Source organism: Microvirga yunnanensis, from assembly GCF_025460875.1.
In genome coordinates, this window is record NZ_JAMXFI010000001.1 from 87,833 (window position 1) to 111,105 (window position 23,273).

Consider the following 23,273-nt stretch of genomic DNA (forward strand, 5'->3'; position numbering starts at 1 on the left):
AAGATATAAAAGGAGGGCAACAGCAGTTTAATTCGGCGAACACGAATCATAATGGAAATCGGATACGGCTCATGAAGAAGAAGAACGCACTGTTTTTGGGAATTGCAGCCGTATCGGCTTCCTTCGCTTTCATCATCTCGAACGCCATGACGCCGGAGCCGCCCGCCCCGGCGCCTGTGAACGCCGTTCAGGCTCCGGCTGCGCCCGATCCTCGAGAGTTGACCGAGGTTCTCGTCGCCAGTGAGGACATTAAGATTGGTCAGCAGATCAATCCGGCTCTGATGACTTGGCAGTCCTGGCCGAAGACCAATATCCCGCCGCACGCGATCACCCGCGATAGCCAGCCTGACGCCCTTACCGTCTATGAGAAGGCTACTGCCACGGCGAACGTGATGAAGGGTGAGCTCATCGTCGAAGCCCGCTTGATCCGCACGGACAAGTCAGGATTTGTCGCAACTTCCCTGCCCGAAGGCTATCGCGCCTTCTCAATCCGCCTCGATGCGGGCGGCGCCAATGCGGCCGGCGGAATGATCCTGCCCAACGATCGGGTCGACATCTACGTTACCGGTCAGGCTCCCCTCCCGGGTCGGACTGATATCGATTCCACGGTTCTCATGGAGAACATCCGTATCATCGCCATCGACCAGAACATTGAGAAGGCCGAGGGCTCTCATGCGATGATCGGAAGCACGGCGACCCTGGAGCTTACGCCAGAGCAGATCGTCTCGATCAATAAGGCGCAGAGGAATGGAACCCTTACCTTTGCCCTCCGCCCGATGCAGGAAAAGCAGGCGCAGACCCTGCGAGCCTCCGCCGAGGCAGCCCCGGCAAAGCCGGCCGATATCCAACTCATCCGCTTTGGCGTTGCGTCCACGCTGAACTGATACCGCTTTTCAAATTCGGATAACAATAATGACAATTACCAGGAACCCGAGCGCACGGAACTTTCGAGGCGCTCTCACTCACGGTGCCGCATCACTCATCATTGCCGGACTTAGCTTCGGACTGTGCGGTCCTGCCAGTGCTGCCGATCCAGTGGCGGATCCCCTGGTAGGGGCTACCGCGGTGAGGGTGGCCAAGAGCTCCATCACCGTCGGGATCGGCAAATCCACCTTTCTCGATCTGAAGGCCGATGCCCGGGACGTGATTGTCACCAACCCGAGCGTCGTTCAGGCGACCATTCGCTCTGAGCGCAAGATGATGCTCCTAGGCCTTGGTGAAGGTGAGACCCAAGTCTATGTCATGGACGCCGAAGGGCGCCGGATCACCAGCTACACGGTGCAGGTTTCACGCGACACAGGCCGTCTCGAGGAAATCCTGCGGGAGGTCATCCCAGGATCGACTATCCGGACCAAGATGATTGGAAACTCTGTCATCCTGTCCGGAGAGGTGGATTCCGACATTCAGGCCAAGCAGGCGGTCGATGTGGCAACGGCCTACATGACCGCCGGGGTTCGGTCCCCGGACTCGGCTGCAGGCGGTGCCGGCATCTCCTCCGGCGCAGCCGGGGAAGGATCCCTCGGCCCGGTCATCAGCGCCCTCACTATCAAGGGGCGCGATCAGGTCATGCTTAAAGTCACGATCGCGGAGATCCAGCGGAACGTGCTCAAGCAACTCGGCATCAAATGGACTGGCTCCTGGAGCCTGCAGGACGCGACTATCAATGCCGCGTTCTCGCCTGCCTATCCAGTCGCCGGTTCATCCCTTGCAAAGGCCACCCTGGGAGCCACCTGGCCGGGCGGTGACACCATCAACCTTGAGGCGATGGAACAGGCTGGCGTTGCCCATACCCTGGCCGAACCGACGCTGACGGCGATCTCGGGTGAGTCTGCCAGCTTCCTGGTCGGCGGCGAAATGCCAGTTCCAAGCGGAACGTCCTGCAGCGGCGACGGTAATTCAAGCTGCCAACCGACGATCACCTATAAGAAGTTCGGCGTGAGCCTGAACTTCACTCCGGTTGTACTCTCCGCAGGAAAGATCAACCTCAAGGTCGGAACCGAGGTCTCCGAAATCGACCCCAACAATCAGATCATCGTTCCGGCCGGGAACAACCAGAGCCTTGCCATTCCTGGCTTCAAGGTCCGCAAGCAGGACACCACGGTCGAAATGCCGTCAGGTGCCGCTTTGGTCACAGCTGGTCTCATCCAGCAGCAGACCAAACAGGCGGTCAACGGCCTGCCTGGACTGATGGATCTGCCGATCCTTGGGACCTTGTTCCGCTCCCGCGACTACCAGCGCCAGGAAACGGAACTCGTCATCATCGTGACCCCCTACCTCGCAAAGCCCATCGAGCCTCAGAAGATCGCTCGGCCCGACGATGGCTTTGCCCCAGCCTCCGAGCCAAACGCTGTGTTTCTCGGCCACATGAACCGGAAGACGACCAGCAAGAGAGAGGCCAAGCCGATCTTCAAGCAGCCTGGTTTCATCATCAACTGACGCCGCCTGACCATTCCCGAAGGATTTCCCATGTTCAAGAAACTCACCGCGGCGGCATGCTTCTCCCTCCTGGCGGCTGGCTGCGCCGACCGCGAGCTTCCCGCCTACGCCCTTCCTTACGCTCCCGACGTGCGGGACCGCCACCCGATCGTCCTGAAGAACGAGCTTACGGACCTCGACATCTATCCGACACAGATCAGTGGCTTGGACCTTCGCCAGAAAGTCGATCTGCGGGACTTCGCACGCTCCTACCTTCCGGCAGGAAAGACGAATCTTATCGTCTCGTCGCCGTACAAGGCGCAGGCGGCCGACAACGCTGCCGTCGACAGGTTCGCCAGCGTTGTAGTGAAGGAACTCGTTTCGGCGGGGGTGCCCCGCGCAGCCATCGAGATGAAGAAGTATCAGAGCTTCAACGAAGACCGCATTGAGCCCGTAAAGGTCGCTTTCGTGCAGGTTGCGGCGGGCGTCCCCCACCCCTGCGGGGACTGGCCGGAGGACCTCGGCGCGGGCAGCCCAGTGGTCGACATGGAGAACCTCACGTCCGCGAACTTCGGCTGCGCCCACCAGCAAAACCTTGCTGCTCAGATGGCGAACCCCATGGACGCGGTTCGTCCCGCCCGCGAGACCTCACCCGACTCTACCCAGCGTGTCCTGATGCTGCGCCGCTACGTCGCCGGCGAGGCCACCCCGTCCAAGCAGACTTCGGGCGGGTTCCAGGACAGCGATACGTCGTCTTCAGGCTCGAACTGATCTCGGTAAGGACCAAGTGATGAACCACATGAATCCTCTCCTTAACCACTCGATGGCCACTCCGCTGGCACCTGTTCCGCGGATCACCATCGATGCGTTCTGCCAGACCAAGCCTGTTGCCCGCTTTGTCGCCGATGCCTTCAAGGATCCTATCCTGACCCGCGCCAAGACCGATCTCCTGGAAGGCGGTCTGCACGATGCTATCGCGTACTATTCCACCGGAAGCGGCACTCCCAGCGTGATTGTCCTGGAGATTGGCCCGGACGAGGACAACTTCCTGCCCGTCCTGGACGAGTTGGCTACTCACTGCGCCGAAACCACGAATGTCATCGTAATTGGCCACCGAAACAGTGTCCGTATCCATCGGGCTCTTCAAGACCGAAATGTGCGTGACTACCTCGTGGTTGAGGAGCTCGACCGGTTTGACATCATCCGGGCGATCTCGCGGATCTATTCCGAAGATTCCGGCGTGGGGCATGGGCATGTCACCGCTGTCATCGGCAGCGTTGGGGGCGCCGGGGTGACGACGGTAGCCTCCAATTTGGCGGCAAGCCTGGCCAGCATTGTCCCGTCATCGGTGCTCGTCGACCTGAATTTTGGCTTTGGCGCCTCTGCGTTCAACTTCAATCAGGAGCCGAAGCAGGACATCTCCGAGGCCTTGTCCACCCCGGAGCGGATCGACGCCAACCTACTCGAGCGTCTCCTCGTCCAATGTGACGACAATCTTGCCATCCTGCCTGCCCCTGCAACTCTCGATAAGACCTGGGACGTTCGTGAGGATGCTGTCTCCCGGATCATCGAGACACTACGCCGAGACAACACGAACCTTGTGCTTGATATGCCGCGCGTCTGGACGAACTGGACATTGCTCGCGCTGCAGGTCTCTACCGAGGTGATCTTGGTTGTCACGCCATCGCTTCTCAGTATCCGGAACGCCCAGGAGACTGTGGCAGCCTTGGATCGTATCGGAAAGCGCCCTCGCCTCATCGTTAATCGGCATAGCGGCCCGAAAAGCTCGGACCCTTCGATCGCCGACATCACCAAGGCGTTGAGCGGATTGGAACCCGATGCGGTGCTCGCGTATGACCGCGATTTGCACCATGAGGCTTCTGAGAACGCTCGGATGCTGGCCCAGGTTCAGCCAAACAACCCGACAGCACAGAGCCTTAAGGAGATCGCACGCTCTCTGGCTGGTGTTGTTACATCAAACGCCGTTGAGCAGGCCGCCAGTCCCCCTTCGTCAGGACTTTCGTCGTTGATCGGGCGTCTTTCCAAGGCTCTCCCGAGCAGAGCCAAGTCCAACTGAATTGAACCAATCGAATTGAGATCGTCATGGCGTTCGGCACCAAGAAATCTGAACCTCGCTCCGTCAACGAAGTTGCTAGACCAATAGCGCCCGTCGCCCCAAGGACAGCGCCGGCGGGCTTCGGCAGCTCAGTGCCTCGTGCGCCCGGGGGCTTCGGTCAAACGCCCAAGCCCGGCTCGGGCACCGTTGTGGCTATCCCCGCGGCAGCCAACCCACAACGTTCCCCTGCCCAGATCAAGTCGAGCGTCTCGGCCTTGCCAGCCAACACGACAGTGATGTCGGCAAATTACTTCGAGTGGAAGAAGCGGGTCTCGGATCAACTCTTCGGCAACCTGGATCTAATGCAGCGTCTTGGAGCCCTCGATAGCTCCCAGGCAGCAGAGGAAATCCAGGAAACGGCCAGGCAGATCATGGCCGAGTTGGAGATCGCAATCTCGAAGGTGGAACAGGACCAGATGCTTCGCGATCTGGTCGATGACATCCTCGGCTTCGGCCCCCTCCAGCCGTTGCTCGATCGGCAGGATATCGCCGACATCATGGTGAACCGGCCCGACCAGGTTTACATCGAGGTTGGCGGCCAGATGGAGCTCGTGCCGAACTGCCGCTTTATCGATGAAAGCCACGTCTTCAACATCGCTCAGCGACTTGTTGGTCAGAGCGGCCGCAGTGTCGACGAAGCCAATCCTATCTGCGAAGCCCGCCTCTCAGACGGCTCCCGCCTTAGTGTCGTCGTTCCTCCGATCACAAAGTACACGACCATCACCATTCGTAAGTTCAGAGCAGAACGCCTGACACTCAACGACCTGATCAAATTCGGGACGATTTCTCCGAACGCGGCTGAGTTGCTCAAAATCATCGGCAAGTGCCGGCTCAATGTCATCGTCTCGGGGGGCACCGGTTCCGGTAAGACCACTCTCCTGAACTGCCTCTCGGCTTTCATCGACGACAAGGAGCGCATCCTGACAGTCGAAGATACGGCTGAACTCCAGCTTCAGCAGCCCCACGTGGTGCCCATGGAGGCACGGCCGCCCAGCATTGAGGGTGTGGGGGAGATCAATATCGAGAAGCTTGTGAAGACCACTCTGCGCATGCGCCCAACCCGCGTTCTGATCGGTGAGGTCCGCGGCGAGGAGATGTTCTTTCTTCTCCAGGCCATGAGCTCGGGCCACCCTGGCTCGATGGGTACTCTTCACGCCAATGATCCGAAGGGTGCACTGACAAGGATGGAGTCATTTGTGGTCATGGGGCGGCCGAACCTCAATAAATCCGACGTTCGCAAGATGATCCATGAATCTGTCGACGTGATTGTTCAGGTCAACCGGCTGCCCGACGGCACGCGTCGCATCACCCACATCACAGAGCTTACCGGGATGGAGGGCGACGTGATTTCGACCCAGGATCTCCTGGTTTACAAGATCGAAGGTGAAGACGAGCGCAGGCGCATCATCGGCCATCACGAGTTTCAAGGCGTGGTAAAGCCGAAGATCTACGAGAAGGCGGCGTTCTATGGCGAAGGCGAAAGGCTGATGAAGATCCTTTCGGGCGCGGCATAAGGTCGAGTTCTCATGCAAACATCTCAATTGATCATCGGGCTCTGTAGCTTTGTTGCTATCGGTTCCCTATCGTATGTCTTTCTGTCACCGAAGATCTCAGATGAGTCTGTGGCGGCCACCCGCCTGTCCAAACTCACCAAGGACGGTGCTGCCGTCAATGCCAAGGCAGTCCTTGACCGGCGGCGCCGGCGCGCAGTGGTTCATAACCTTGAGGACCTCCAGGCGGAGGAGAAAAGCCGGAAGAACATCCCGATGGATGTTCTCATTCGGCAAGCCGGCTTGGATTGGACGACCCAGCGGTACTACCTGATGATGGCCTCCGGCCTGGCTATCACGTCCATCGCTGTGTACCTCCTTTCCATGAGCCTCTTTGCGACCGCCATTGCGGCTCTCATTGCGCCTATGATCTGGCCCAAGATGTACGTGTCTCGGCTCCGGGAAAAGCGCATTCAGAAGTTCCTTGATCAGTTTCCAAGTGGCCTTGATATCATCATCCGCGGCCTCAAATCCGGCCTCCCGATCCGGACCTGTTTGGTCACCATAGCGACGGAGGCTGAAGAGCCCCTTCGGTCCGAGTTTCAGGCTGTCATGCAAGCCCAATCCCTTGGAATGACGATCGCTGACGCGGTTGCCCGGATGCGTCTGACGGTCCCTTCGCCCGAAACTAATTTCTTCATCACCCTCATCGAGGTGCAGCAGGCGGCCGGCTCAAACCTCGCTGAGACGCTTCAAACCCTGTCGAATATGATGCGTGCCCGGAAACAAATGCGGGAGAAGATCAAGTCTCTCGCGGCCCAGCCAAAGGTGTCCGCATACATCATTGGGGCTGTGCCAGTCGTCGTGATGGTCGCTGTCCAGTTTATTTCACCTGAGTACTTGGAGCCGTTATTCTACACGACTCTCGGACACGTGGTACTTGGCGGCTGTATCCTCTGGGCTGGCTTCGGTGCCCTTCTCATGAAGTCGTTCATGAAGATCAAGATCTAGGAAACGCTGCCATGCACCAATTGATCATCATTGGATTGATTACGATTGCACTTACGACCGTCGGCATGGTCGTCATGCAGATGTTCGAGCCGGAGAGCGTAGGCAACGTTCGCCGGCGCCGCCTTGAAGAGACTGCGCCGGATAAACTTCGGTCGGCGGGACAGACCGACGGCATGGGTCGTGTGAAGTTCATGCCCGGCCGCCAAGTTCGGACCATCGTGACCCGGCTCAATCTCGCTCGATATCTCGGTACGGAGGACGCCCGGGATCGCCTCGTCCAGGCGGGCTACCGCTCCCCCGCCCACGAAGTGAGCTTTCTGTTCGCCCGGTTCATCGCGCCTGTTTCCTTGATCGTCCTCACGACGTCCTACCTGTTCCTGACCGGGGCCCTTGCCGGGAACCTGCTGCAGCAGGTGCTGGTGATTATGTTCATGGGATTTGCAGGCCTAAGGCTCCCTGAGATCTTCCTCAGCCGAACGATCCGGGCGCGCCAGGAATCGATCAGATTGGCTTGGCCGGACGCGCTCGACCTCCTGAACATTTGTGTGAGGTCCGGCATCTCGGTCGAGCAATCTATCCGCAAGGTCTCGGACAAGATCGGCCACCAATCATTCCCGCTGGCGGAGGAATTCAGGATCCTGCTTGCTGAAATGGCCTATCTGTCTTCCCGCCGTCAGGCATACGAGAACCTCTATAAACGGGTCGAACTGGGTCCGATCCGCAACTTTGCATCAACCCTGATCCAGGCTGAGTTGAACGGTACACCCGTTAGTGATGCTCTGAAAACGTTGGCCGACGAGGGGCGTCTCGAGAGAATGAACGAGGCAGAACGTCGGGCAGCCGCGATGGGGCCGAAACTCACGCTTCCGATGATCCTGACACTCCTTCCGGTGCTCATCACGATCATTGTCAGCCCATTGCTCATCAAGGTCTTGACCGGCGGTCTCTGACTGCCCGCTTCACGGCCGGGACCTTGCACATTCCGCGGTTCTAGAGGGGCTTAAAGCCCCTCTTTCCGCAATAGAGTGGCCAAATAGCGTTTCATAATTCGTTAAACTTGGCCTATAATCCCATCGAACAAATCGCTGGCGAGTGACCTGGCCGGCTCTGACCTCCCAATGACTAGGACAAGCCATGGATATCCGCCGCCTTTCAGCGGGGTCGGGAGCTCGCGCGATCCGATCCTTCGCTAACGACACCCGGGGCAATGTCGCTCTGCTTTTTGCCCTCACTCTTCCCGTCCTCATCCCGGCGGCTGGAGTCGCCTACGACTATTCTCGTATTTCCGCCCTTCACAACGATCTGCAGGGGTCGGTTGACTCGATCAGCCAGACGATGACCCAGCGGATCAATGCCTGCCTAGACACCATCCGTACCGACAACGGTGCTGGCGGTTACACCCTCGACAACGGATGCCTCAACGCGGGCCAGTACGGAGCTGATCGCCGTGCATTCGACCCGCAGTCGGAGGCCGAGAAGCTCCTTGCCTCGAATTTCAGCCAGAAAGGCTTCGACCCAGCTAGTCCCCCCAAGGTTGTGGGATCGGTCGAGATCGACAAGTATACGGGCCGCTACGTGGTCAACGCCCAGGTCGGGTACAAGTGCGTGTTCATGTCACTCCTCAAGAAGGATTGCACGGTTTCGGCCTCATCTTCTGCCGTGACTTCGAACGCCTTCGCCCAGGCCGACCAGCTGACCCTCACAGGTCCTGCGACCGTCGAAATCTGGGCTGGGCAGACCTCGCCTGGACTACCGTTCAATTTGCAAGCGGCCAAAGGCTGGCCCGGCTATACCTATAGCGTGGGTGCGAACATGCCGGCGGGCCTAGGGGTGAACCCCACCACGGGTCAGGTGAGTGGGCAGGCCCAGGCCATTGGTTGCACTTCGCCGTGCAACGCTCAGACCCTCCCGCCCACCACCTTCGGTGTCACGGACAGTGGCGATCCTGCTCGGGGCGGCATCAACAAGCAGACGGCGTATCACAATGTCGTCTTCACGCTGATCCACCCTCTCAGCCTCTCTTATACCGGCGACAACTTTCAGACGATCGTTGCCTCCGGCCAGTATACGTACACCAAGACACCCGTTCGCTCGGGCGGAAAGGGGCCTTACACCTATTCCTGCTCTGGGCTTCCTGCGGGTCATCCCAACAACCCGTTCACGTGCGACGCCTCCACTGGCGTGATCAAGGGTCAGCCTCTTCTTACGGCCGGGCAACAGGCGATCGGCGGGACCATCACGGTGACGGTTCGTGACGGCCGGGGCCTGACCGCGACCACTCAGCTTCCCTACAACTTCAGTCTGCCGGCTCTGTCGGGGCGGGCACTTAAGGTGATTAAGGGCGAACTCCAGGACGACATCAACGTGACCGGAGCCTTCGAAGGGACCGGTGGTTGGGGAACCCTACGAGCCTACTGCTCGGGCCTGCCTGCAGGTCTTGCATGCGCCGGAACAGGCACAGACAGTCGCTTTGACGGCACCGTTTATGGACGCCCGTCAGATAAAAACAGGATGTCTGGATCGTTCAACGTCACGATCGTCGACGACACCGAGCGTACGGTTACCTTCCCGGTGTCGTTTTCGTTCAGCCCGAATGACAAGGTCTCGCGCTACGACTGCGGGAATGAGAAATGGATCGCCTGGGTAGACGTCATCTACAATTCAGTGCACTGCAAGTACGGCTGTGGCTACCAGCGTCGGGTTTACGTTTCATGTGGATCTCAGACGGACCTCAACATCATGGGCGCTGGTCCCTATAACGAGGACGTTGGTCCTTATGGCAAAGCGTTAAAGTCGCGGTACATCTCCAAGGCACAAATGGACGACGCGCGCCAGTTTGCCCGGTCGGAGATGTGTGAGTTCGTCGACTATCACCGCGACGTCTTGTGGGGGGGGCGCCAAGGCTCATTCTGCGGCAGCGTCCAGCTCAATGATGTCTCGAGCATCGCAGAGTTCAACAATAGCGCTCCTCCTCCCCCCGCGCCGCCCTACTGCGCACATTGGAAGCGGGACAATGGGTGGGGTATGACACGTGCCCAGGGCGTACAATGTTTCGACGGAAATGGTAATCCCACGAGCTAAGTGACAAGCGAAGGGACACGCAACAGAGGGGAGGTCTTCGGACCTCCCCTTTTTTATTCGGATAGATCACCCATGGCTCTCGATCATCATGAGCATCAAAGATCCTCTCCGATAATCCTCCGGCGCCGGTCCCAGTTCCACCCTTTGACTTATTCCTGAACCTCAGTCCTCAACCTGCCAGCCGTCTATTCCATATAACGAAGGCATTCAGGAATCCGAGTGCATGAGGCCAGCAAGAGAATCTTAAAGCTAAAGCCCAACCATCCAACTCGGTCCGCATGGCCACCCAATATGCGGGGTGCACCGGCGCCCTCCAAAACCGATATGTTATCTCGGCCGCTAACGGGAATGAACCAGAATAAGGGCTGGTCTGAGCAGCTGTCGGCAATTGCTCCGGAAGCGCTTATAATGGAGTCTCGAACATGCCGAGAGCCTCTCATTAAGCCGGCTCCGACCCTGATCCGATGATTGAGGGAAATCCCGCATTTCTTCTCGCGTTGGGATGCCTATCCTCACGGTTGAAAGGAGACATAAGCATGAGCATCCTACCACTGAGCAAAGAGCCCCAGCCCGACCAGGCCGAGTTCAACGCTTTCTTCCCCTCGAAGTTTTCGCTGAAGCAGTTCACCAGTTCCAAGAGCGATCTGGACGGCGCCACCTATCCGCAGCCCTACCGTGGCACGCGCCGTATCCTCGTGATCGGCACCGACGAGCGCTACGTGAAGATGGAGAACGGTACCCTATTCTCGACCGGAAACCACCCAATCGAGACGCTCGTGCCGATGTACCACCTGCACGCAGCTGGATTTGAGTTCGACATCGCCACCGTGTCCGGCAACCCGGTCAAATTCGAGTTCTGGGCGATGCCCGACGAAGACGAGGCGATCACCGGTCTTCATCGAGCCTATCTCGAGCAATTCCATAAGCCACTAAAGCTGTCGGATGTCGTCGCCGGACTTGGTCCGGACAGCGACTATGTCGCCATCTTCATCCCCGGTGGCCACGGCCCGCTTGCCGGCCTGCCGTTCAGCGAGGATGTTGCGGCGGTGATCCGCTGGGCCTTCAACACCGATCGGCACATCATCTCAATTTGTCATGGTCCCGCGGCTTTCCTCGCCTGCGCGCGGGAGGGGGACACCGGCAACTTCCCCTTCGGAGGCTATACGATCACGGCGTTTCCGGATTCAACCGATCGCGAGACGCCGGAGATCGGCTACATGCCGGGCCAGCTCACTTGGCATTTCGGCGAGAAGCTGAAGGCGCTCGGTGTCACCATCGCCAATACTGAACCGGACAAGTCGACGCACAAGGACCGGAAGGTGCTAACAGGCGCGAGCCCGTTTGCCGCTAACGAACTCGGTAAACTTGCGGCCGAAACGCTGCTCGCCGAGGTCACGGAGGGCTGACCATGAGCCAGGCGGCGCTTGGTCGAGTGGTAACGACAATCGCCGCAATCGAGCGGAGCGCGGACATGTCCACGCTCCGCCACGCGGTCCGGGCTTTCGCTGGCCCGCTCGGCTACGATCGCTTCGTTCTTTATGCCGCTCCGCCGCCGGGCGACGGCATCGTCGAGCGGCTTCTGTGGCTGGAGGGCGATTGGTTCGGCGGAGGGGACGAGGTCGACCCCGAAACCTACTTGGCGCGATGTCCCGTCAACAGGCACGTGCTGGAGACCGATCATCCGTTCTTCTGGACGAAAACCAGACGGGCGGGTCACGAAACCTATCGGATTGTGCGGCAGCCTCATGGTCCAGGCATCCATGGGCTTCAGGTGCCGGTATTCGGTCATGTCGGGCTTGTTGGCGCGGCAAGCTTCGGGGGAATGTCGATCGATAGTTCAACTGATGCACGACTGGCTCTCACGCTCATCGCCACGGCCGCCTTTCGGACGGCATTATCGCTAAGCAATTCGAATACATCCCCATCCTCACCAAGCCTGTCCGCCCGTGAGTTGGAGGTAATTCGGTGGGTCGCCTCCGGTCGGCGCCAGTCCGATATCGCGACACTCCTAGGCCTGTCCGAGCGTACGATCGAGAACCATCTGCGCCGCGTCCGTAAGCGTCTGGGCGCGGCCAGCACGGCGCAGGCCGTGCACATTCTGGTGCGCGCGGGCGAACTCGAAGCGTAAGATTTGGCTCGGACTGGGCTGAGTCGTGGCCGGAGTATTCGGATACGCTCGAATGAAAACGGCGGCACCATCACTGGCGCCGCCGCACAGGAGAGTTCAGGTAGATTTGGGTCTACCGCCCGAACCCTGCGGGTTTAGCCGCATCGCCCAGGTCTACACGGCTCTGGTGTTGTTGGTGCCATGTTCGGCCAGGCGACAGTGAACGTCTTCGACAACCCTCTGGAATCACGTACTGTAATAGTGAAGTTGTGTGCAGCAAGGTTATCGGAATACACAAATGTTTGTGTACTCGCACTGCCTCCAGTGGCCGAATGATTGCTAGTGATATTGGTTATCGTAACGGCCTCCGAGAAGATGATCCGAAGTGACTCCCCAGCTGCACCGGTGCTGACGATCGTCACGGTCGACGCCGCTGGCGTGAAATTGTAGGAGATCGGCTGCGAGCTCGCCTGTCCGGCCGAGTCGTAGATCGTCACCCAGATCGTTCCCGATCCTGCTGCTGACGGCCTACCTGTCACCCATGCTGTGCTCCCATCCCAGCCCAAGCTCATGCCAGCCGGGATGCCCGACGCTGACGGCGACTTACCACCCCAGCCTCCACTCGAGTACACGTAACGGGTATAGCTCGTCGTGCAGCAGACAGCGGTGCCAAAGTTTCCATTGGTCGACGTGTAGAGCGGCGGCGGATTGTAGGTGAACCACATCCCAACCGAGACACGCTGCCCAGCATCATCACGGATGACCACGGTAATCGGTCCGCTGCCCGGATACGGAGCCGTGCCGTGAATGGCCCACTGCCAGTAGCCGACCAGTTGAGGGTAAATCCCAGCCGGCCCGGAAACGCTCTCGACGGTCAGATTGCCCCAACCACCCGATGCGGCGACATCGCCTCGGACGTACGAGCCCGCCTGACCAGCTTGGTTGCTCACCAGCCATGCATTCAAGGCCGGCGGCTTTACGTTCCAGTACATCTGGAAGGTGAAGGTCTGGTTGTACGAGTCTCTGAACGTGATCGTCCCCCAACCCTCGCCCAACTGCTGCGGAACGCCGTTGACGCTTCCGTCATAAGGGGTTGCCGCGCTGCCAGGACCGCAACCCACACCGGCCGGGAAGCCAGAGCAGGTGACCGTGATAGTGCCCCAGCCGCCACGTGCGTGGATCCCCATCGCGCCATAGGAGTTGCCCGTACCGTAGAAAGAGCCATCACCCCATCCACTAAGCGCCGGCGGCTTAATATCGTAGACGAAGGCGTCATCCGTCACGACCGTCCCACGGGCATCACGCACTGTGATCGAAACCTGATCGTAGACACCAGGAATCTGCGGGGTGCCCTCGACAATCCCGGTTGACGCGTTGATCGCCAGGCCCGGAGGCGCGTTCGCCATCGAGTATGTGTAGCCCGGCTTTCCGCCCTGCCGCTGCGGGGCGGGGCTCCTGAAGTATGTTCCCACAGTTCCGACGGCACTGGGTACCGTCAGGCGCAGGGTGTGAATGAGATAAATCTGGAATGTCTTCTGGGAACTGGTGTTTGCGCTCCCTGCCCACAGGTCACTACTGGAGTCCTCGGCCTCAATCGTGACATTGAGCATTTCGGGATCGCAGGCGCCAGTGGTGCATGTCTCCGTGATCGCGCCCGACACATCCGCATCAGCGCTGTTCGGAGTAAAGTTAAGACCCGGAGGCAGGGTCGATTTCAAACGGATCTGGTATGCCGGAATCCCATCTTCCGCCCGCACCGTGAAGCTGTTGAACTCTCCTACTGCGAACTCAGTGACCGCGGGGCCGACAAGCCGTACAACTCCGGACGCGCACGTGACGCCTGGGTTCTTATGAACTGTGACACCTGCCGACGTGGCACCCAGGCTAAACACCGATGGGACGATACCGCCCGAGTCTGAAGCGCCTGGGGTGGCCGCGGCAACGCTGTTCACCACACCCCAGAAGCCAGTATTGAAGGAGTAGCGAGCCGATGCCTTCACGGTGACGAGGTTATCCACGTCGGGTGCGCTTTCCGAATACTGGATCATCTGCGTCTGGCCGTCGACAGACTGGGGCGCCAAGAACTGGCCCATTAGATCCTTGGCACCGCCGGAGGTGTGGAAGTTGCGGACAAACGCGCGATAGCTGCAGTAGTCCCTTGGGTAAGGAACCAAGTTGTTGACCGCATAAGCGGCTGTCTGAAGCTTTTTGCTCAGTGAGGCGAGTGTCGAGACATAAGATCCACCCAAGTAGATGAAGAGCATCACTGGCAGGATCAGCGCGAACTCTACGGCCACCGACGCCGTGTCTGATTTCAGAATTCTACGGAGAGCACGAATGGGCATCGGGAAACTCTTGAGACCGCCGTGAGGCTTAATGGATGGCGTTGTTGTATTCAGTGAGAGCCCGCATGCGGAACGCAGACGCGGCCATCACGACACGCTTTCCTGAGTCCGTTGAAACACCCGGGCCGACCCACGCCAGGTTCGGCACTTCGAGCGCCGCGCGAAGCATCACGATTTTTCCAGGAGTTGCGCCTGACTGATCGGTGAATGCCCCTCCGTTCACGTTTCCATTTGTGACAAGGGACGGCATAGCGTCGGTCCCGTCTCCCTTCAGTACCCTTAGGTCGAGGAAGAGAGCGCCGGCCTTGCACTTTGCTTCACCGACCAAAACGAAAGGGGTTTGCTCACACAGACGGTCCTTGAGACAGGACTGGTTGTAGGGAGAGGCAGCTCCAGGAGCCAGCCCACACAAGGGGCGCCCCTCATACATAAGCTGAGCCACCTTCTCTAAGCCCTTATCCAGCGTAGCGCTCGTCCAGTAGAGCAAGCCTATGTAGATCAGGCCGAGGATAGACATGAAGAATGGAAGGGCGATCAACGCGAACTCGACCGCAACAGACCCACCTGTTTCTCGAATCATACGGGACGATCTCAGCGATCTCGCCAAGCTTTTCATGGTCATGCCTGCTCCTGCTCGCGACGGCTGTCGGTGATCATTGCGCCTCAGCGGAGACCCCTTCCATCTTGGGCGCGGGCCGCGCGGGGATGACCTCCATCCCGTCATTGCTTCGGCCTGGACGCGGGCTCGACCCGGAGGGTTTTGCCGGCGGGGAGGAAGCCGGAGCCGAAGGGGCAACGGCGGGAGCGGAGGCTGCGACTTGGGCAATCGGGCTCGGAGCCGAGCCTGCCGAGGATTGCGCCGCCTGCTGAGCGTTGCTCGTCAAGGTGCTGATCTGGCTGCTGACCCCGGAGAAGGACCGCTCATCGTCTCCGATGACTGCGATCGGCTGGCACCTTGGATCACACGACACTGTCACCTTATTCGACGTTCCGGATTGGACGCTCACTAGCGATTTGCGATCGTCACCGACGATGAGGTCGGTCTGAGCGATAATCTCGCTATGCTCATTGAGAATGATCAGATTGGTCTCACCAAAGCTCCTCCCGGTCACCACAGCCAGGCCGGACTTGTCGAAATTCACGTGGGCAACGGATGGGTTACCGATCACGACCGTCCGCATACCCTCAGGCATCTTCACCAGAACCGCCCGGTCCATCGAGGCCCGCAGGGTTGGCCCCAGTGCAGGAACCGCGAGACGGTCCTGGGCCTGAGCCGCCCCGACTGAAACGCAAATCAAAAGTGTGCTGGCGATGATTCGAGTATTCGCGAGAATTCTCATCAATTGGTGCCTTTTGCTCAATGAGGACTGTGGAGGGATCGCCGCGTTCAAGCAGCGATCAGGCTAAAGTCCTTCTACACGACGAAATATAAGGGGGAAAGGGGAGCCGTAAGGCGGAAATCCGAAATGAAACGCTAATCTTTCTTGCGCGGGATTCGGTGCAGGATTAAAACGAATGGTGAGCCGGTCACAGAAGCCAAGAGCAAGCGCTGCGGCGTGACGGCGGCCAACCCAACTATCCCCAGCAGGGAATGATTCCCGTCGATAGCGGGTAATGACTCCCCAAAACATCAACAGGACGTCGTAGAACCATGAAGAACATCATCTCGCGCACCGCCGCTGCCACGAAGCGTCTCGTAAAGGACGAAGATGGCTCCGCCATCATGGAGTATGGCCTTCTCGCAGGCCTCATTGCTGTCGTGGCCATCGGTGCGGTCACCACCATGGGCTCGCAGCTCAAGACCGTATTCACCAACATCGGCACCGCTCTGACCACGGCCACCGGCAACATGAAGGCTAGCTAATCGAGCCTCGTTGCGGATGAAGGCCTATAGGTAGCCTTCTGCCTTGGATGCAAAAACCCGGTCTTTGAACAAAGGGCCGGGTTTTCTTTACCCTAAAGGTTTCAGGACCATCGATATGCTACAGAACATGCAGGTCGGCACCTTTGTTATCCTGATGTGTGCCGCAATCTTCACCGATGTTCACCGCATGAAGATTCCAAATATCCTGGTGGGGCTTTGCCTCGCCGGGTTCTTTGTTTTCGCAATTCTGAATGGAATGGCCCTGAAGGACATCCTCCTGCACGTAGCGGCCGGGTTCATTATTCTGCTTGTCGCAACCATCCCGTACAGCTTCCGAGCCATGGGGGCCGGGGACGTCAAACTAATCGCCGCTGTTGCGCTGTGGTTTGGCCTCGGCGAGGAACTGATTACGTTCGGGATCCTGTTCTCATTCTACGGAGGCCTTCTGGCACTTGCGATCCTGAGCTACCGCCACATGCCCCTGCCAGCGTTGGTGAAAAGCTGGAACTGGGCGGCCAACCTCTACAATCCTTCCAAAGGCGTCCCCTATGGAGTGGCGATTGCAGCAGCGGCGATCACGTTGCGCACAGCAGTTCTTTGATTCGAGAACGGATCTGGCTCGCCAACCAGACTGAGACGTTCCGCTCCCGCATCACGGTGTAGGTTTAGACCCTACCAAATCCCCAAATCCAAAGAAGAAGGGCGGCCCATAACTTGGAGCCGCCCTTTTCAGTTTCCGCTGGTAGCTGCGTCGATCATTTCCTGAGGTATTCCTAGAGGCTTCCCTTCCATCGACATCAATCGCTCCTGTGGAGTCGGCGGATGTTGCTCGGAGATCCTTTTGAGCTCACCAGGCAGAAGCCTTGTTCTGACCTTGTAGTGCTCGCTGACATACATCAGTGCCCGTGCCACAAACCCGTGCCAGCGTTGGTCGAGGGCATAGGTTCCCTTCTCCCGGTCCACCACCACATCACAGCCTGCAACGGCGGAAACGGGCTTCTCGATAGGTCCCAGCTTGAATCCATCGAGCGCATCAGCGACCGGGGCAGGGACGACAAAGACCAAGTGCGGGTCGGCCAAGGCGCTCCGGTATGCAGGATCCTTACGGCAGGCCGAAATTCCTTGCTTGAAGCAGGGCATTGTTGCGGCCAGCTCTTCCTCCCCCACGATCCGCACCACCTTGAGGATTGCGGCATCCTCGGTAGCCGCCTCAATCACCGGCCTGCATTCAAGTGGCTGACCGACACGCCCCTGCCGGCTGTCGATCTGACACCCACATGCCATGTCCTTTAGATGGCCCTTCACATCCTTCCGCTTTGTGATCCGATCCATGATTGAGAGAGAGACCTTCAGCGGGTCAGAGGCAGTCCGAGAGACACCCTTCCACTCGCTGCGGGACGGCGCCACCTGAGCATAGGAGGGTCCCGCGGCCGCAAAAGCAAGGACGAGTAGTCCGATCCTGGGGCCGGGCCTTATCCCTGCTGACCCTTTGGCTCTCGGCATACGGTGTTTCGAGGTCGCCGGCATAATGTTCATCACGAGTTAGCTTCCGAACTGCCGTCACCAGAGTCGATCTCGGGGAAAAGCAAACGGTAGACCCTCAGGTTGTCGCGAGCCTCCTGGATCCTGACCTCGAGATCGCCCAGAGCCTCCATGCGCGAAGCCAACGCCGATCCGTCGAACCCACCAGGGCGGATTAGGGCCTCGCCACGACCGACATAAAGGTTGTCGACCTTAATCCTGGCCGTGAGTTCCGGAGCCATCGGGGCCAGCTTCGGATCGGACAATGCAGGCACTCGGGTAAGGTCAACCTCCATCACGGTCTGCACGGCTGGAGCGAGCGCAATGGGTGGCTCATGCTTGACCCGCCCATAGGCCACGACTTCGCCCTTTCGGTTCACCAGGTCCACGGACACCTCAACTCCCGTCATGGGAACGTCGAGAACGTTGAAGATTGAGAATCCGATGTAGGGCTTGCTCTTGGCCGTTTCTGACCAGAAATAGCGGGTGCGGGCCAATGATACCTTTCCGAGGAGGTTCCGCCGGCGCTCTTCGTCAAATTGCTGGCTGCTGACGTCCCGGCGCTCCCGCCGACGGTATTCGCGTATCCAGTCGAGTTGCTCCTTGAGAGCGCGGGAGTCCTGGGCAACGTACACCGAGACGATGGCAGCAGGGCTCATTTGGTCGAACTTGCCCACTCCGCCTTTGAGGATCGCGTCCAGGTAGGCAGGAGTGCCGAATGATGGCTCGGTTCCACGATCGGACACGAGACGCAGCCCTTCCTTGCCATTGAACTCGTCCGGCGGGGCCTCAAACGAGACCGGGTTAGCTGCCCGATACAAAGCCTTGAGAAAGGCCTGAGCCCGCCCGCGACCGTCCTTATCCTGGGACGCGAGATCCTGAGCGACCTCGTTAACACTCTTCGAAAGCTCCTCGTGATTTGTCCCGGTAATACCCGGATCGCCGCACCCCGACAGTATCGCCGATGCGAGGCAAACTGCTAAAATCCGAACTGCACTTCTTGATTTGCGAATCATAAGTGTAGACCACTTTCTAATGCGTCTCTTCTTTAAGGGCTGTATCATGCGTATACCCACCAGTCATCGCACACTAATTCGCGCTGCCGGTTTTTCGGTTGTCGCCACCGCACTTGCTCTTGGGGGATGCCAGACCCAATCGGTCTCGCTTCCATCAAATGAGCCGCTTGTCACCACAAGTCCGAAAGTTGGAAATATCGGGCAAAGCCAACTGCCGGCGATCGCAGCGGCCACGGGTAAACGCGAAATCGATGTGGCGAGTAATTCGAATTCTTGGGTGTTGCGCCGTCTGAATGCCGATAAGCAACAGAGCCCCACGGGCGCCCAGGCAGCTCCGGCCGTTAACCCAGCGCCAAAGCCGAAAGCCGCTCCTGCGCCCGCCTCCTCGACCCGCAGCAAGGGGCTCCGTGACGTCTCCCTCGCCGAGATCCCCCTCTTGGATCCGACCCACTACGACCCGAAGCGGCTACGATAACGAGAGGGAGCTTCCCTCCTCGAATCCAATTCTCCGCGCAATCCCATTACCAGGTTCACAGCCTCCCGCGCATTTCCGAGCGACTTCATCCTGATATTCACGACGCCGCTCGTATCGAGCGCGATGTCACCATACCCCATCATCCGACCATCAATGGACTGGTTAAGCTCCGCGCCAATGATCTCTCTCAGTGAGGCAGATTGTGCGTAGCGGCGGATGAAGCCCGAGCGCGCTACCACACGGTCCGGATAGATGATGAACTGGGTGGTATGCCAACGAACATAGACAAGCAGGACTGCTATCACCCCGGCTGCCACACATCCTGTGTAGATCAACGTCCATGTCGCCGGGCTGAGAAGGCGCCAAGGCTGCGTAAGTGCCTGAGCATAGGCAGCTGCGATTACCGAGACACCCCCCACCACCAGCGGACTAATGAAGACAACCTTGGACAGTCTAAAGACCCTCAGAGGCCTGCTTTTGTCGTGGAACTCCTCCGACATCCCTTCGTGGAGATCGGCATCCATGCGGCTTTGCATCAGTGACATCTTTCTCAGTGCGGCTCTGAAAGTTTTGCAAATCGACAGAACGATTGATCGTTCACGCCGAATTTAAGGTGTATTATACCGCTTGCTAAATCGGGAACAATATTGAGATTCAACGTCATGAAGCGCCTGCAGAAACGCAAATCAAACTCGCTCTCCCCGCTGATCGGGGCCAGTTTAATCGTGCTGTCCATTGTGAACCCAGTTCACGCCGTCGAAGGTTCAGGCCGCTTTGGGACAGGGCCGAGGATCGCGCAAGCAGCAGCCGCGGGAGAGCCGCAGGCGCGAGCTCAGTCAAGGACTGCGGACGCATCCCTGTGTCAGGATACCCTTGGCCTTTACCTGGACGTCTCTACCAGGAAATTTGAATCCAAGGTCGCTGCCGAAGTTCTTCTGGAGACGATCGCCCGTCATGAGTCCTTGGCCAGGCTCATTGCAATGGCGACGGCAGCTGGCTGTGAACTGAGACCTTTTCTTGAAGAAGAGGTCAGGCGCAGCAGGCACTGACCACGAACCATCAGATCCCGCAAAGGATAATTCCAATGAAGAAGCTTTTAACTCTGACAGTGGTTGTGCTCGGAACAGCCACTTTGTCGGCTTGCGCAGACCGCACGCAACTTCCGAACTATGCCCTCTACGTGCAAGCTGGGCCATACGTTGACTACTGCTGGATGTACTACGATACGCCGGAAGATTGTTTGAAGCCGACGGTAGCAAAAAAACAGCCGGTGAAGAACACCGGCCGTCGTGACAAGGTTCTGGTTCGCAAATACTGAAGCAGGCCGGACTAAGCGTTGCGCCCGCTCAGGAACCGCGACAAGAGCGATACCTTCGCCTCTTGCCGCGGTTCTTCTGTTTCCGCTGTACGTACCTCGAGCTTGTAGATCACGCCAATCGGCGCCCGTTCATGCACAACTTCGTAGATCGGGATCGGCGGCTGGGCACGGAACGCGGACTTTGGTTTGGCAGCAACCGGCTCCGGCGGCACCACCGCCTTCTTAGCTCTGGGCTTATGCGGGCGCTCCGGAGCGGCAGGCACGGAGGATACTGGCTCTACCTTCGGACCTGCTCCGTCACCTTCATCCTCGAAGATGTTGTGCTGCAGCCGGTAACCGGACGCGATTCCGGTATCCACCTTCTCATCCCGATACCTGTCCGAGTATCTTTTGGCGGCAGCCGTCACATCCCTCCCTAAGTCGGCGGCAGTGAACGCCCGAACAATAAGCCCGCAGGCAAACCTTGGTGTCATCCAGTTACCGAGCCGGATTACATGCTGAGCCTCGGGCTTGCGAACCTTCCCTCGGCTGATCCGAAAGTCGGCTTCGTCGGCCGAGACCCTCGCGACGCCCATCATCTCAGAGCGCCACATCAGAGCCGTCTCAACAGCAACCCCGAAGTGGCCGAAGGGAAGAATGGTGAGGCGCGAGAGCGCCCCTCCCTGTCGATGGACCTCGATCGTCAGGGAAAGATCTGATCCGCTCTTCTTCACGTAATAGGACGCACCGGCCGCCTGGTCCCGGCACATGGCGACGTCGGCTTGAGCATCAAGAACCCAGTCCTGCATGGCTGCCCCTTACCTCATCATCCGAACGGCGCCGGAGCCGAGCGACATCGCGCCCGACCCCATCAGTTTTGCGCCTCCGCCAGCGATGCTCATACCCGAGCTTGCCTTGTCCTTCAGGTCGGCTTCAGTCTCCTTGCCCGCGCCGGTCAAGCCACCCTGGAACTGGGTAATCTCTTCCGCAAGCTGGAACACGATGCTGGCCGCTTTGGTCGCGAGGCCCCAAGCCCCCATCAGATAGAAGAACGACAGCCAATTAGCCTCATCCCCACCGCTGCCGGTGCCAACGAACCAGTTGAACCCACCCTGGGACATGGCGTTCAGGAATGCTTGGCTTCCGTCTGCCGTGACGCTGGAGCCGAGCGCCTTCGAGAACCCGAAGTTCATGATTTCATTGCAGATCACGAACACGAAGCCTGAGGCGGCAAACACGGCTCCCATGTAAAGGAGTGACCGCAGACCCGCATGGGCGATGCTCCGAGTGGACTGGAAGATCCAAAAGAAGAGGAAAACGGGTAGGAGCGCCAGGGTCAAACCCGCACGAACGAGTGCGTCCAGGTACCGTAACCCGAAGGTGATGGTGAAAAACAGGAACGCCACCGTCATGACGAGGCCGGCGACGATGACGGCACCAAGCGCGCCCCAGGACGGATTGTTCATGGACCTCGGAGCCTCGGTAATGAGCCAGGTGCCGGAGGCAATCCCCGCGACGCCCATCGAGTGGAACGACCAGAGCATTTTACAGGCGATCTTCAGGTGCTCCCTCGCCATGTCGGACAGCGACCCGGATCCAGTTGTGGGGTCAGCACAGGTCCGATCCTGCAGTTTCGCCTTTGTAATTTGCCCCGTCTCGTCGACGAGCATCTTCCCGACCTGGGTTCCGAGCAGAAGCGGCCCGTCCACGAAGAGGACTTTTGCAGGATGCTCACTTCCAGATCCGGTGTTCGTCTTAAAGGCCTGTGCTGTCAAAGGCGTCAGGAAAAGAAGAAAAATAACCGCAACGCGGCCTATGTACTTGAAAACGTCACCATACGCCGAATTGAAATCTTGAGCCGCGGGGGCGCTGATGATCAGGAAGACCTTGATTACCAGAATGATCTGCGTAACGACCACGGCGAGCGCCACGATCTCTCTTGTTTCGACGAAGAAGGAGAACGTCTCGCCTGCAAGCCCCATCAGGGCGCCGAAGATTGCGGAATAAGTCTCGCAGGACCAGCAGCTTGCATCTAGCTTCGAGACCACCTCCCGGACCCAACTGCCGGAACTCGCGAGTTCGTTCTGCAGGTTGGTCATCATAAGCTGATTGGTGATCTTATCGGCCGAACAGTCCGATGATCCACTCATCACGCAGCTACCGTAAGCGTCCACGAAGTCCTTAAGCTGCTTACCCTTGCTGAGCAGCGCTTGGCTGTTTTCGTTGAATTTCTGCTGGAACCACTCGGTCGTTCCCATCTGAGGGGGCTGCCCTGGTGGCGTTTCAGCGTATGCGGAACCGAGCCCAAATGCTGACCCAAGCCCAATTACGAGGGCCATCACTGTCAAAAATCCCCAAAACGTCATGCCGCCTTTAGCCTGATTGCGCATCCGCACGGTCGGCATGATGGAGTTCCTTCCGAAATACATTGACGATTCGCGTTTTAAAATGGTCACAGGGCGACCTATAATACATGATTGCCGAAAGCGAGAGAGCTAAAAGCCAGCACGGCGGTGGTTCAGCGGAATTCCGTTC

22 protein-coding genes are annotated in these 23,273 nt (G+C 58.8%); 14 read left to right on the forward strand and 8 right to left on the reverse strand.

Annotated features, from left to right (window positions below):
- Positions 1-71: 71 nt before the first annotated feature.
- The 10 genes from cpaB (at position 72) to NF876_RS00420 (ending at position 12,241) form a co-directional block, all read left to right on the forward strand.
- Positions 72-884, forward strand: a complete 813-nt coding sequence (cpaB, locus tag NF876_RS00375; RefSeq protein WP_262267036.1) for a Flp pilus assembly protein CpaB — start codon at positions 72-74, stop codon at positions 882-884.
- Between the two features lie 28 nt (positions 885-912).
- Complete coding sequence (locus NF876_RS00380) at positions 913-2,436, forward strand: type II and III secretion system protein family protein (RefSeq protein ID WP_262267037.1); 1,524 nt, start codon at positions 913-915, stop codon at positions 2,434-2,436.
- 30 nt (positions 2,437-2,466) lie between these two features.
- Complete coding sequence (locus NF876_RS00385; protein WP_262267038.1) at positions 2,467-3,186, forward strand: CpaD family pilus assembly protein; 720 nt, start codon at positions 2,467-2,469, stop codon at positions 3,184-3,186.
- 19 nt (positions 3,187-3,205) lie between these two features.
- A complete protein-coding gene (locus NF876_RS00390) occupies positions 3,206-4,492 on the forward strand; it encodes a CpaE/TadZ family protein (protein WP_262267039.1) in 1,287 nt (428 codons plus the stop codon).
- Positions 4,493-4,518: 26 nt separating this feature from the next.
- Complete coding sequence (locus tag NF876_RS00395) at positions 4,519-6,045, forward strand: TadA family conjugal transfer-associated ATPase (RefSeq protein WP_262267040.1); 1,527 nt, start codon at positions 4,519-4,521, stop codon at positions 6,043-6,045.
- Between the two features lie 12 nt (positions 6,046-6,057).
- A complete protein-coding gene (locus NF876_RS00400; protein ID WP_262267041.1) occupies positions 6,058-7,032 on the forward strand; it encodes a type II secretion system F family protein in 975 nt (324 codons plus the stop codon).
- Between the two features lie 11 nt (positions 7,033-7,043).
- Positions 7,044-7,982, forward strand: a complete 939-nt coding sequence (locus tag NF876_RS00405) for a type II secretion system F family protein (protein ID WP_262267042.1) — start codon at positions 7,044-7,046, stop codon at positions 7,980-7,982.
- Between the two features lie 184 nt (positions 7,983-8,166).
- The gene (locus NF876_RS00410; RefSeq protein ID WP_262267043.1) at positions 8,167-10,113 is read left to right on the forward strand and encodes a TadE/TadG family type IV pilus assembly protein; all 1,947 of its coding nucleotides are present in this window, start codon (positions 8,167-8,169) and stop codon (positions 10,111-10,113) included.
- A gap of 464 nt (positions 10,114-10,577) precedes the next feature.
- On the forward strand, positions 10,578-11,519 hold the full coding sequence (gene hchA, locus NF876_RS00415; RefSeq protein ID WP_262267044.1) for a glyoxalase III HchA: 942 nt from the start codon (positions 10,578-10,580) through the stop codon (positions 11,517-11,519).
- Positions 11,520-11,521: 2 nt separating this feature from the next.
- Complete coding sequence (locus NF876_RS00420) at positions 11,522-12,241, forward strand: PA1136 family autoinducer-binding transcriptional regulator (protein ID WP_262267045.1); 720 nt, start codon at positions 11,522-11,524, stop codon at positions 12,239-12,241.
- Positions 12,242-12,375: 134 nt separating this feature from the next.
- Here the strand turns inward: NF876_RS00420 and NF876_RS00425 are convergent, their stop codons facing one another.
- Genes NF876_RS00425 through NF876_RS00435 form a run of 3 tightly spaced genes read right to left on the reverse strand, consistent with a single transcriptional unit; the run spans position 12,376 to position 15,956 of the window.
- Complete coding sequence (locus NF876_RS00425; protein WP_262267046.1) at positions 12,376-14,565, reverse strand: TadE/TadG family type IV pilus assembly protein; 2,190 nt, start codon at positions 14,563-14,565, stop codon at positions 12,376-12,378.
- A 28-nt stretch (positions 14,566-14,593) separates the two neighbouring features.
- Positions 14,594-15,187 carry a TadE/TadG family type IV pilus assembly protein gene (locus NF876_RS00430; protein WP_262267047.1) on the reverse strand — a complete coding sequence of 198 codons (594 nt, stop codon included), beginning with the start codon at positions 15,185-15,187 and terminating at the stop codon, positions 14,594-14,596.
- Between the two features lie 31 nt (positions 15,188-15,218).
- A complete protein-coding gene (locus tag NF876_RS00435) occupies positions 15,219-15,956 on the reverse strand; it encodes a pilus assembly protein N-terminal domain-containing protein (protein ID WP_262267048.1) in 738 nt (245 codons plus the stop codon).
- 260 nt (positions 15,957-16,216) lie between these two features.
- Between NF876_RS00435 and NF876_RS00440 the strand changes: the two genes are divergently transcribed.
- Positions 16,217-16,429, forward strand: a complete 213-nt coding sequence (locus NF876_RS00440) for a Flp family type IVb pilin (RefSeq protein WP_262267049.1) — start codon at positions 16,217-16,219, stop codon at positions 16,427-16,429.
- Between the two features lie 115 nt (positions 16,430-16,544).
- Positions 16,545-17,030, forward strand: a complete 486-nt coding sequence (locus NF876_RS00445) for an A24 family peptidase (protein WP_262267050.1) — start codon at positions 16,545-16,547, stop codon at positions 17,028-17,030.
- 128 nt (positions 17,031-17,158) lie between these two features.
- Here NF876_RS00445 and NF876_RS00450 read toward each other — a convergent pair whose 3' ends face one another.
- The 3 genes from NF876_RS00450 to NF876_RS00460 form a co-directional block, all read right to left on the reverse strand.
- Positions 17,159-17,968 (reverse strand): hypothetical protein, encoded by an 810-nt coding sequence (locus NF876_RS00450; protein ID WP_262267051.1) that lies wholly within the window; start codon positions 17,966-17,968, stop codon positions 17,159-17,161.
- Entirely contained in the window at positions 17,965-19,026 is a 1,062-nt protein-coding gene (locus tag NF876_RS00455) for a hypothetical protein (RefSeq protein WP_262267052.1), read from the reverse strand. Before NF876_RS00455 ends, NF876_RS00450 begins: the two co-directional genes overlap by 4 nt.
- Before the next feature lie 390 nt (positions 19,027-19,416).
- Positions 19,417-19,977, reverse strand: a complete 561-nt coding sequence (locus NF876_RS00460; RefSeq protein ID WP_262267053.1) for a PH domain-containing protein — start codon at positions 19,975-19,977, stop codon at positions 19,417-19,419.
- Between the two features lie 126 nt (positions 19,978-20,103).
- Between NF876_RS00460 and NF876_RS00465 the strand changes: the two genes are divergently transcribed.
- Both NF876_RS00465 and NF876_RS00470 read left to right on the forward strand, forming a co-directional pair.
- A complete protein-coding gene (locus NF876_RS00465; RefSeq protein ID WP_262267054.1) occupies positions 20,104-20,490 on the forward strand; it encodes a hypothetical protein in 387 nt (128 codons plus the stop codon).
- A 35-nt stretch (positions 20,491-20,525) separates the two neighbouring features.
- Positions 20,526-20,759: a hypothetical protein gene (locus tag NF876_RS00470; RefSeq protein WP_262267055.1), complete on the forward strand. Its 234-nt coding sequence runs from the start codon at positions 20,526-20,528 to the stop codon at positions 20,757-20,759.
- A gap of 11 nt (positions 20,760-20,770) precedes the next feature.
- Here the strand turns inward: NF876_RS00470 and NF876_RS00475 are convergent, their stop codons facing one another.
- Together NF876_RS00475 and NF876_RS00480 are read right to left on the reverse strand one after the other, a co-directional pair.
- Positions 20,771-21,547, reverse strand: a complete 777-nt coding sequence (locus NF876_RS00475; RefSeq protein ID WP_262267056.1) for a hypothetical protein — start codon at positions 21,545-21,547, stop codon at positions 20,771-20,773.
- A gap of 9 nt (positions 21,548-21,556) precedes the next feature.
- On the reverse strand, positions 21,557-23,143 hold the full coding sequence (locus tag NF876_RS00480; RefSeq protein WP_262267057.1) for a hypothetical protein: 1,587 nt from the start codon (positions 23,141-23,143) through the stop codon (positions 21,557-21,559).
- Positions 23,144-23,273: the final 130 nt, after the last annotated feature.

Bases quoted from the DNA above. Each gene is read 5' to 3' on its own strand.
- NF876_RS00390 (WP_262267039.1), top strand. From the start codon at position 3,206: ATGAACCACATGAATCCTCTCCTTAACCACTCGATGGCCACTCCGCTG.
- NF876_RS00400 (WP_262267041.1), top strand. From the start codon at position 6,058: ATGCAAACATCTCAATTGATCATCGGGCTCTGTAGCTTTGTTGCTATC.
- NF876_RS00445 (WP_262267050.1), top strand. From the start codon at position 16,545: ATGCTACAGAACATGCAGGTCGGCACCTTTGTTATCCTGATGTGTGCC.
- hchA (WP_262267044.1), top strand. From the start codon at position 10,578: ATGATTGAGGGAAATCCCGCATTTCTTCTCGCGTTGGGATGCCTATCC.
- NF876_RS00395 (WP_262267040.1), top strand. From the start codon at position 4,519: ATGGCGTTCGGCACCAAGAAATCTGAACCTCGCTCCGTCAACGAAGTT.
- NF876_RS00480 (WP_262267057.1), bottom strand. From the start codon at position 23,143: ATGCCGACCGTGCGGATGCGCAATCAGGCTAAAGGCGGCATGACGTTT.
- NF876_RS00410 (WP_262267043.1), top strand. From the start codon at position 8,167: ATGGATATCCGCCGCCTTTCAGCGGGGTCGGGAGCTCGCGCGATCCGA.
- NF876_RS00460 (WP_262267053.1), bottom strand. From the start codon at position 19,977: ATGCAAAGCCGCATGGATGCCGATCTCCACGAAGGGATGTCGGAGGAG.
- NF876_RS00380 (WP_262267037.1), top strand. From the start codon at position 913: ATGACAATTACCAGGAACCCGAGCGCACGGAACTTTCGAGGCGCTCTC.
- NF876_RS00430 (WP_262267047.1), bottom strand. From the start codon at position 15,187: ATGACCATGAAAAGCTTGGCGAGATCGCTGAGATCGTCCCGTATGATT.
- NF876_RS00385 (WP_262267038.1), top strand. From the start codon at position 2,467: ATGTTCAAGAAACTCACCGCGGCGGCATGCTTCTCCCTCCTGGCGGCT.
- NF876_RS00465 (WP_262267054.1), top strand. From the start codon at position 20,104: ATGAAGCGCCTGCAGAAACGCAAATCAAACTCGCTCTCCCCGCTGATC.
- NF876_RS00425 (WP_262267046.1), bottom strand. From the start codon at position 14,565: ATGCCCATTCGTGCTCTCCGTAGAATTCTGAAATCAGACACGGCGTCG.
- NF876_RS00470 (WP_262267055.1), top strand. From the start codon at position 20,526: ATGAAGAAGCTTTTAACTCTGACAGTGGTTGTGCTCGGAACAGCCACT.
- NF876_RS00475 (WP_262267056.1), bottom strand. From the start codon at position 21,547: ATGCAGGACTGGGTTCTTGATGCTCAAGCCGACGTCGCCATGTGCCGG.
- cpaB (WP_262267036.1), top strand. From the start codon at position 72: ATGAAGAAGAAGAACGCACTGTTTTTGGGAATTGCAGCCGTATCGGCT.
- NF876_RS00420 (WP_262267045.1), top strand. From the start codon at position 11,522: ATGAGCCAGGCGGCGCTTGGTCGAGTGGTAACGACAATCGCCGCAATC.
- NF876_RS00405 (WP_262267042.1), top strand. From the start codon at position 7,044: ATGCACCAATTGATCATCATTGGATTGATTACGATTGCACTTACGACC.
- NF876_RS00440 (WP_262267049.1), top strand. From the start codon at position 16,217: ATGAAGAACATCATCTCGCGCACCGCCGCTGCCACGAAGCGTCTCGTA.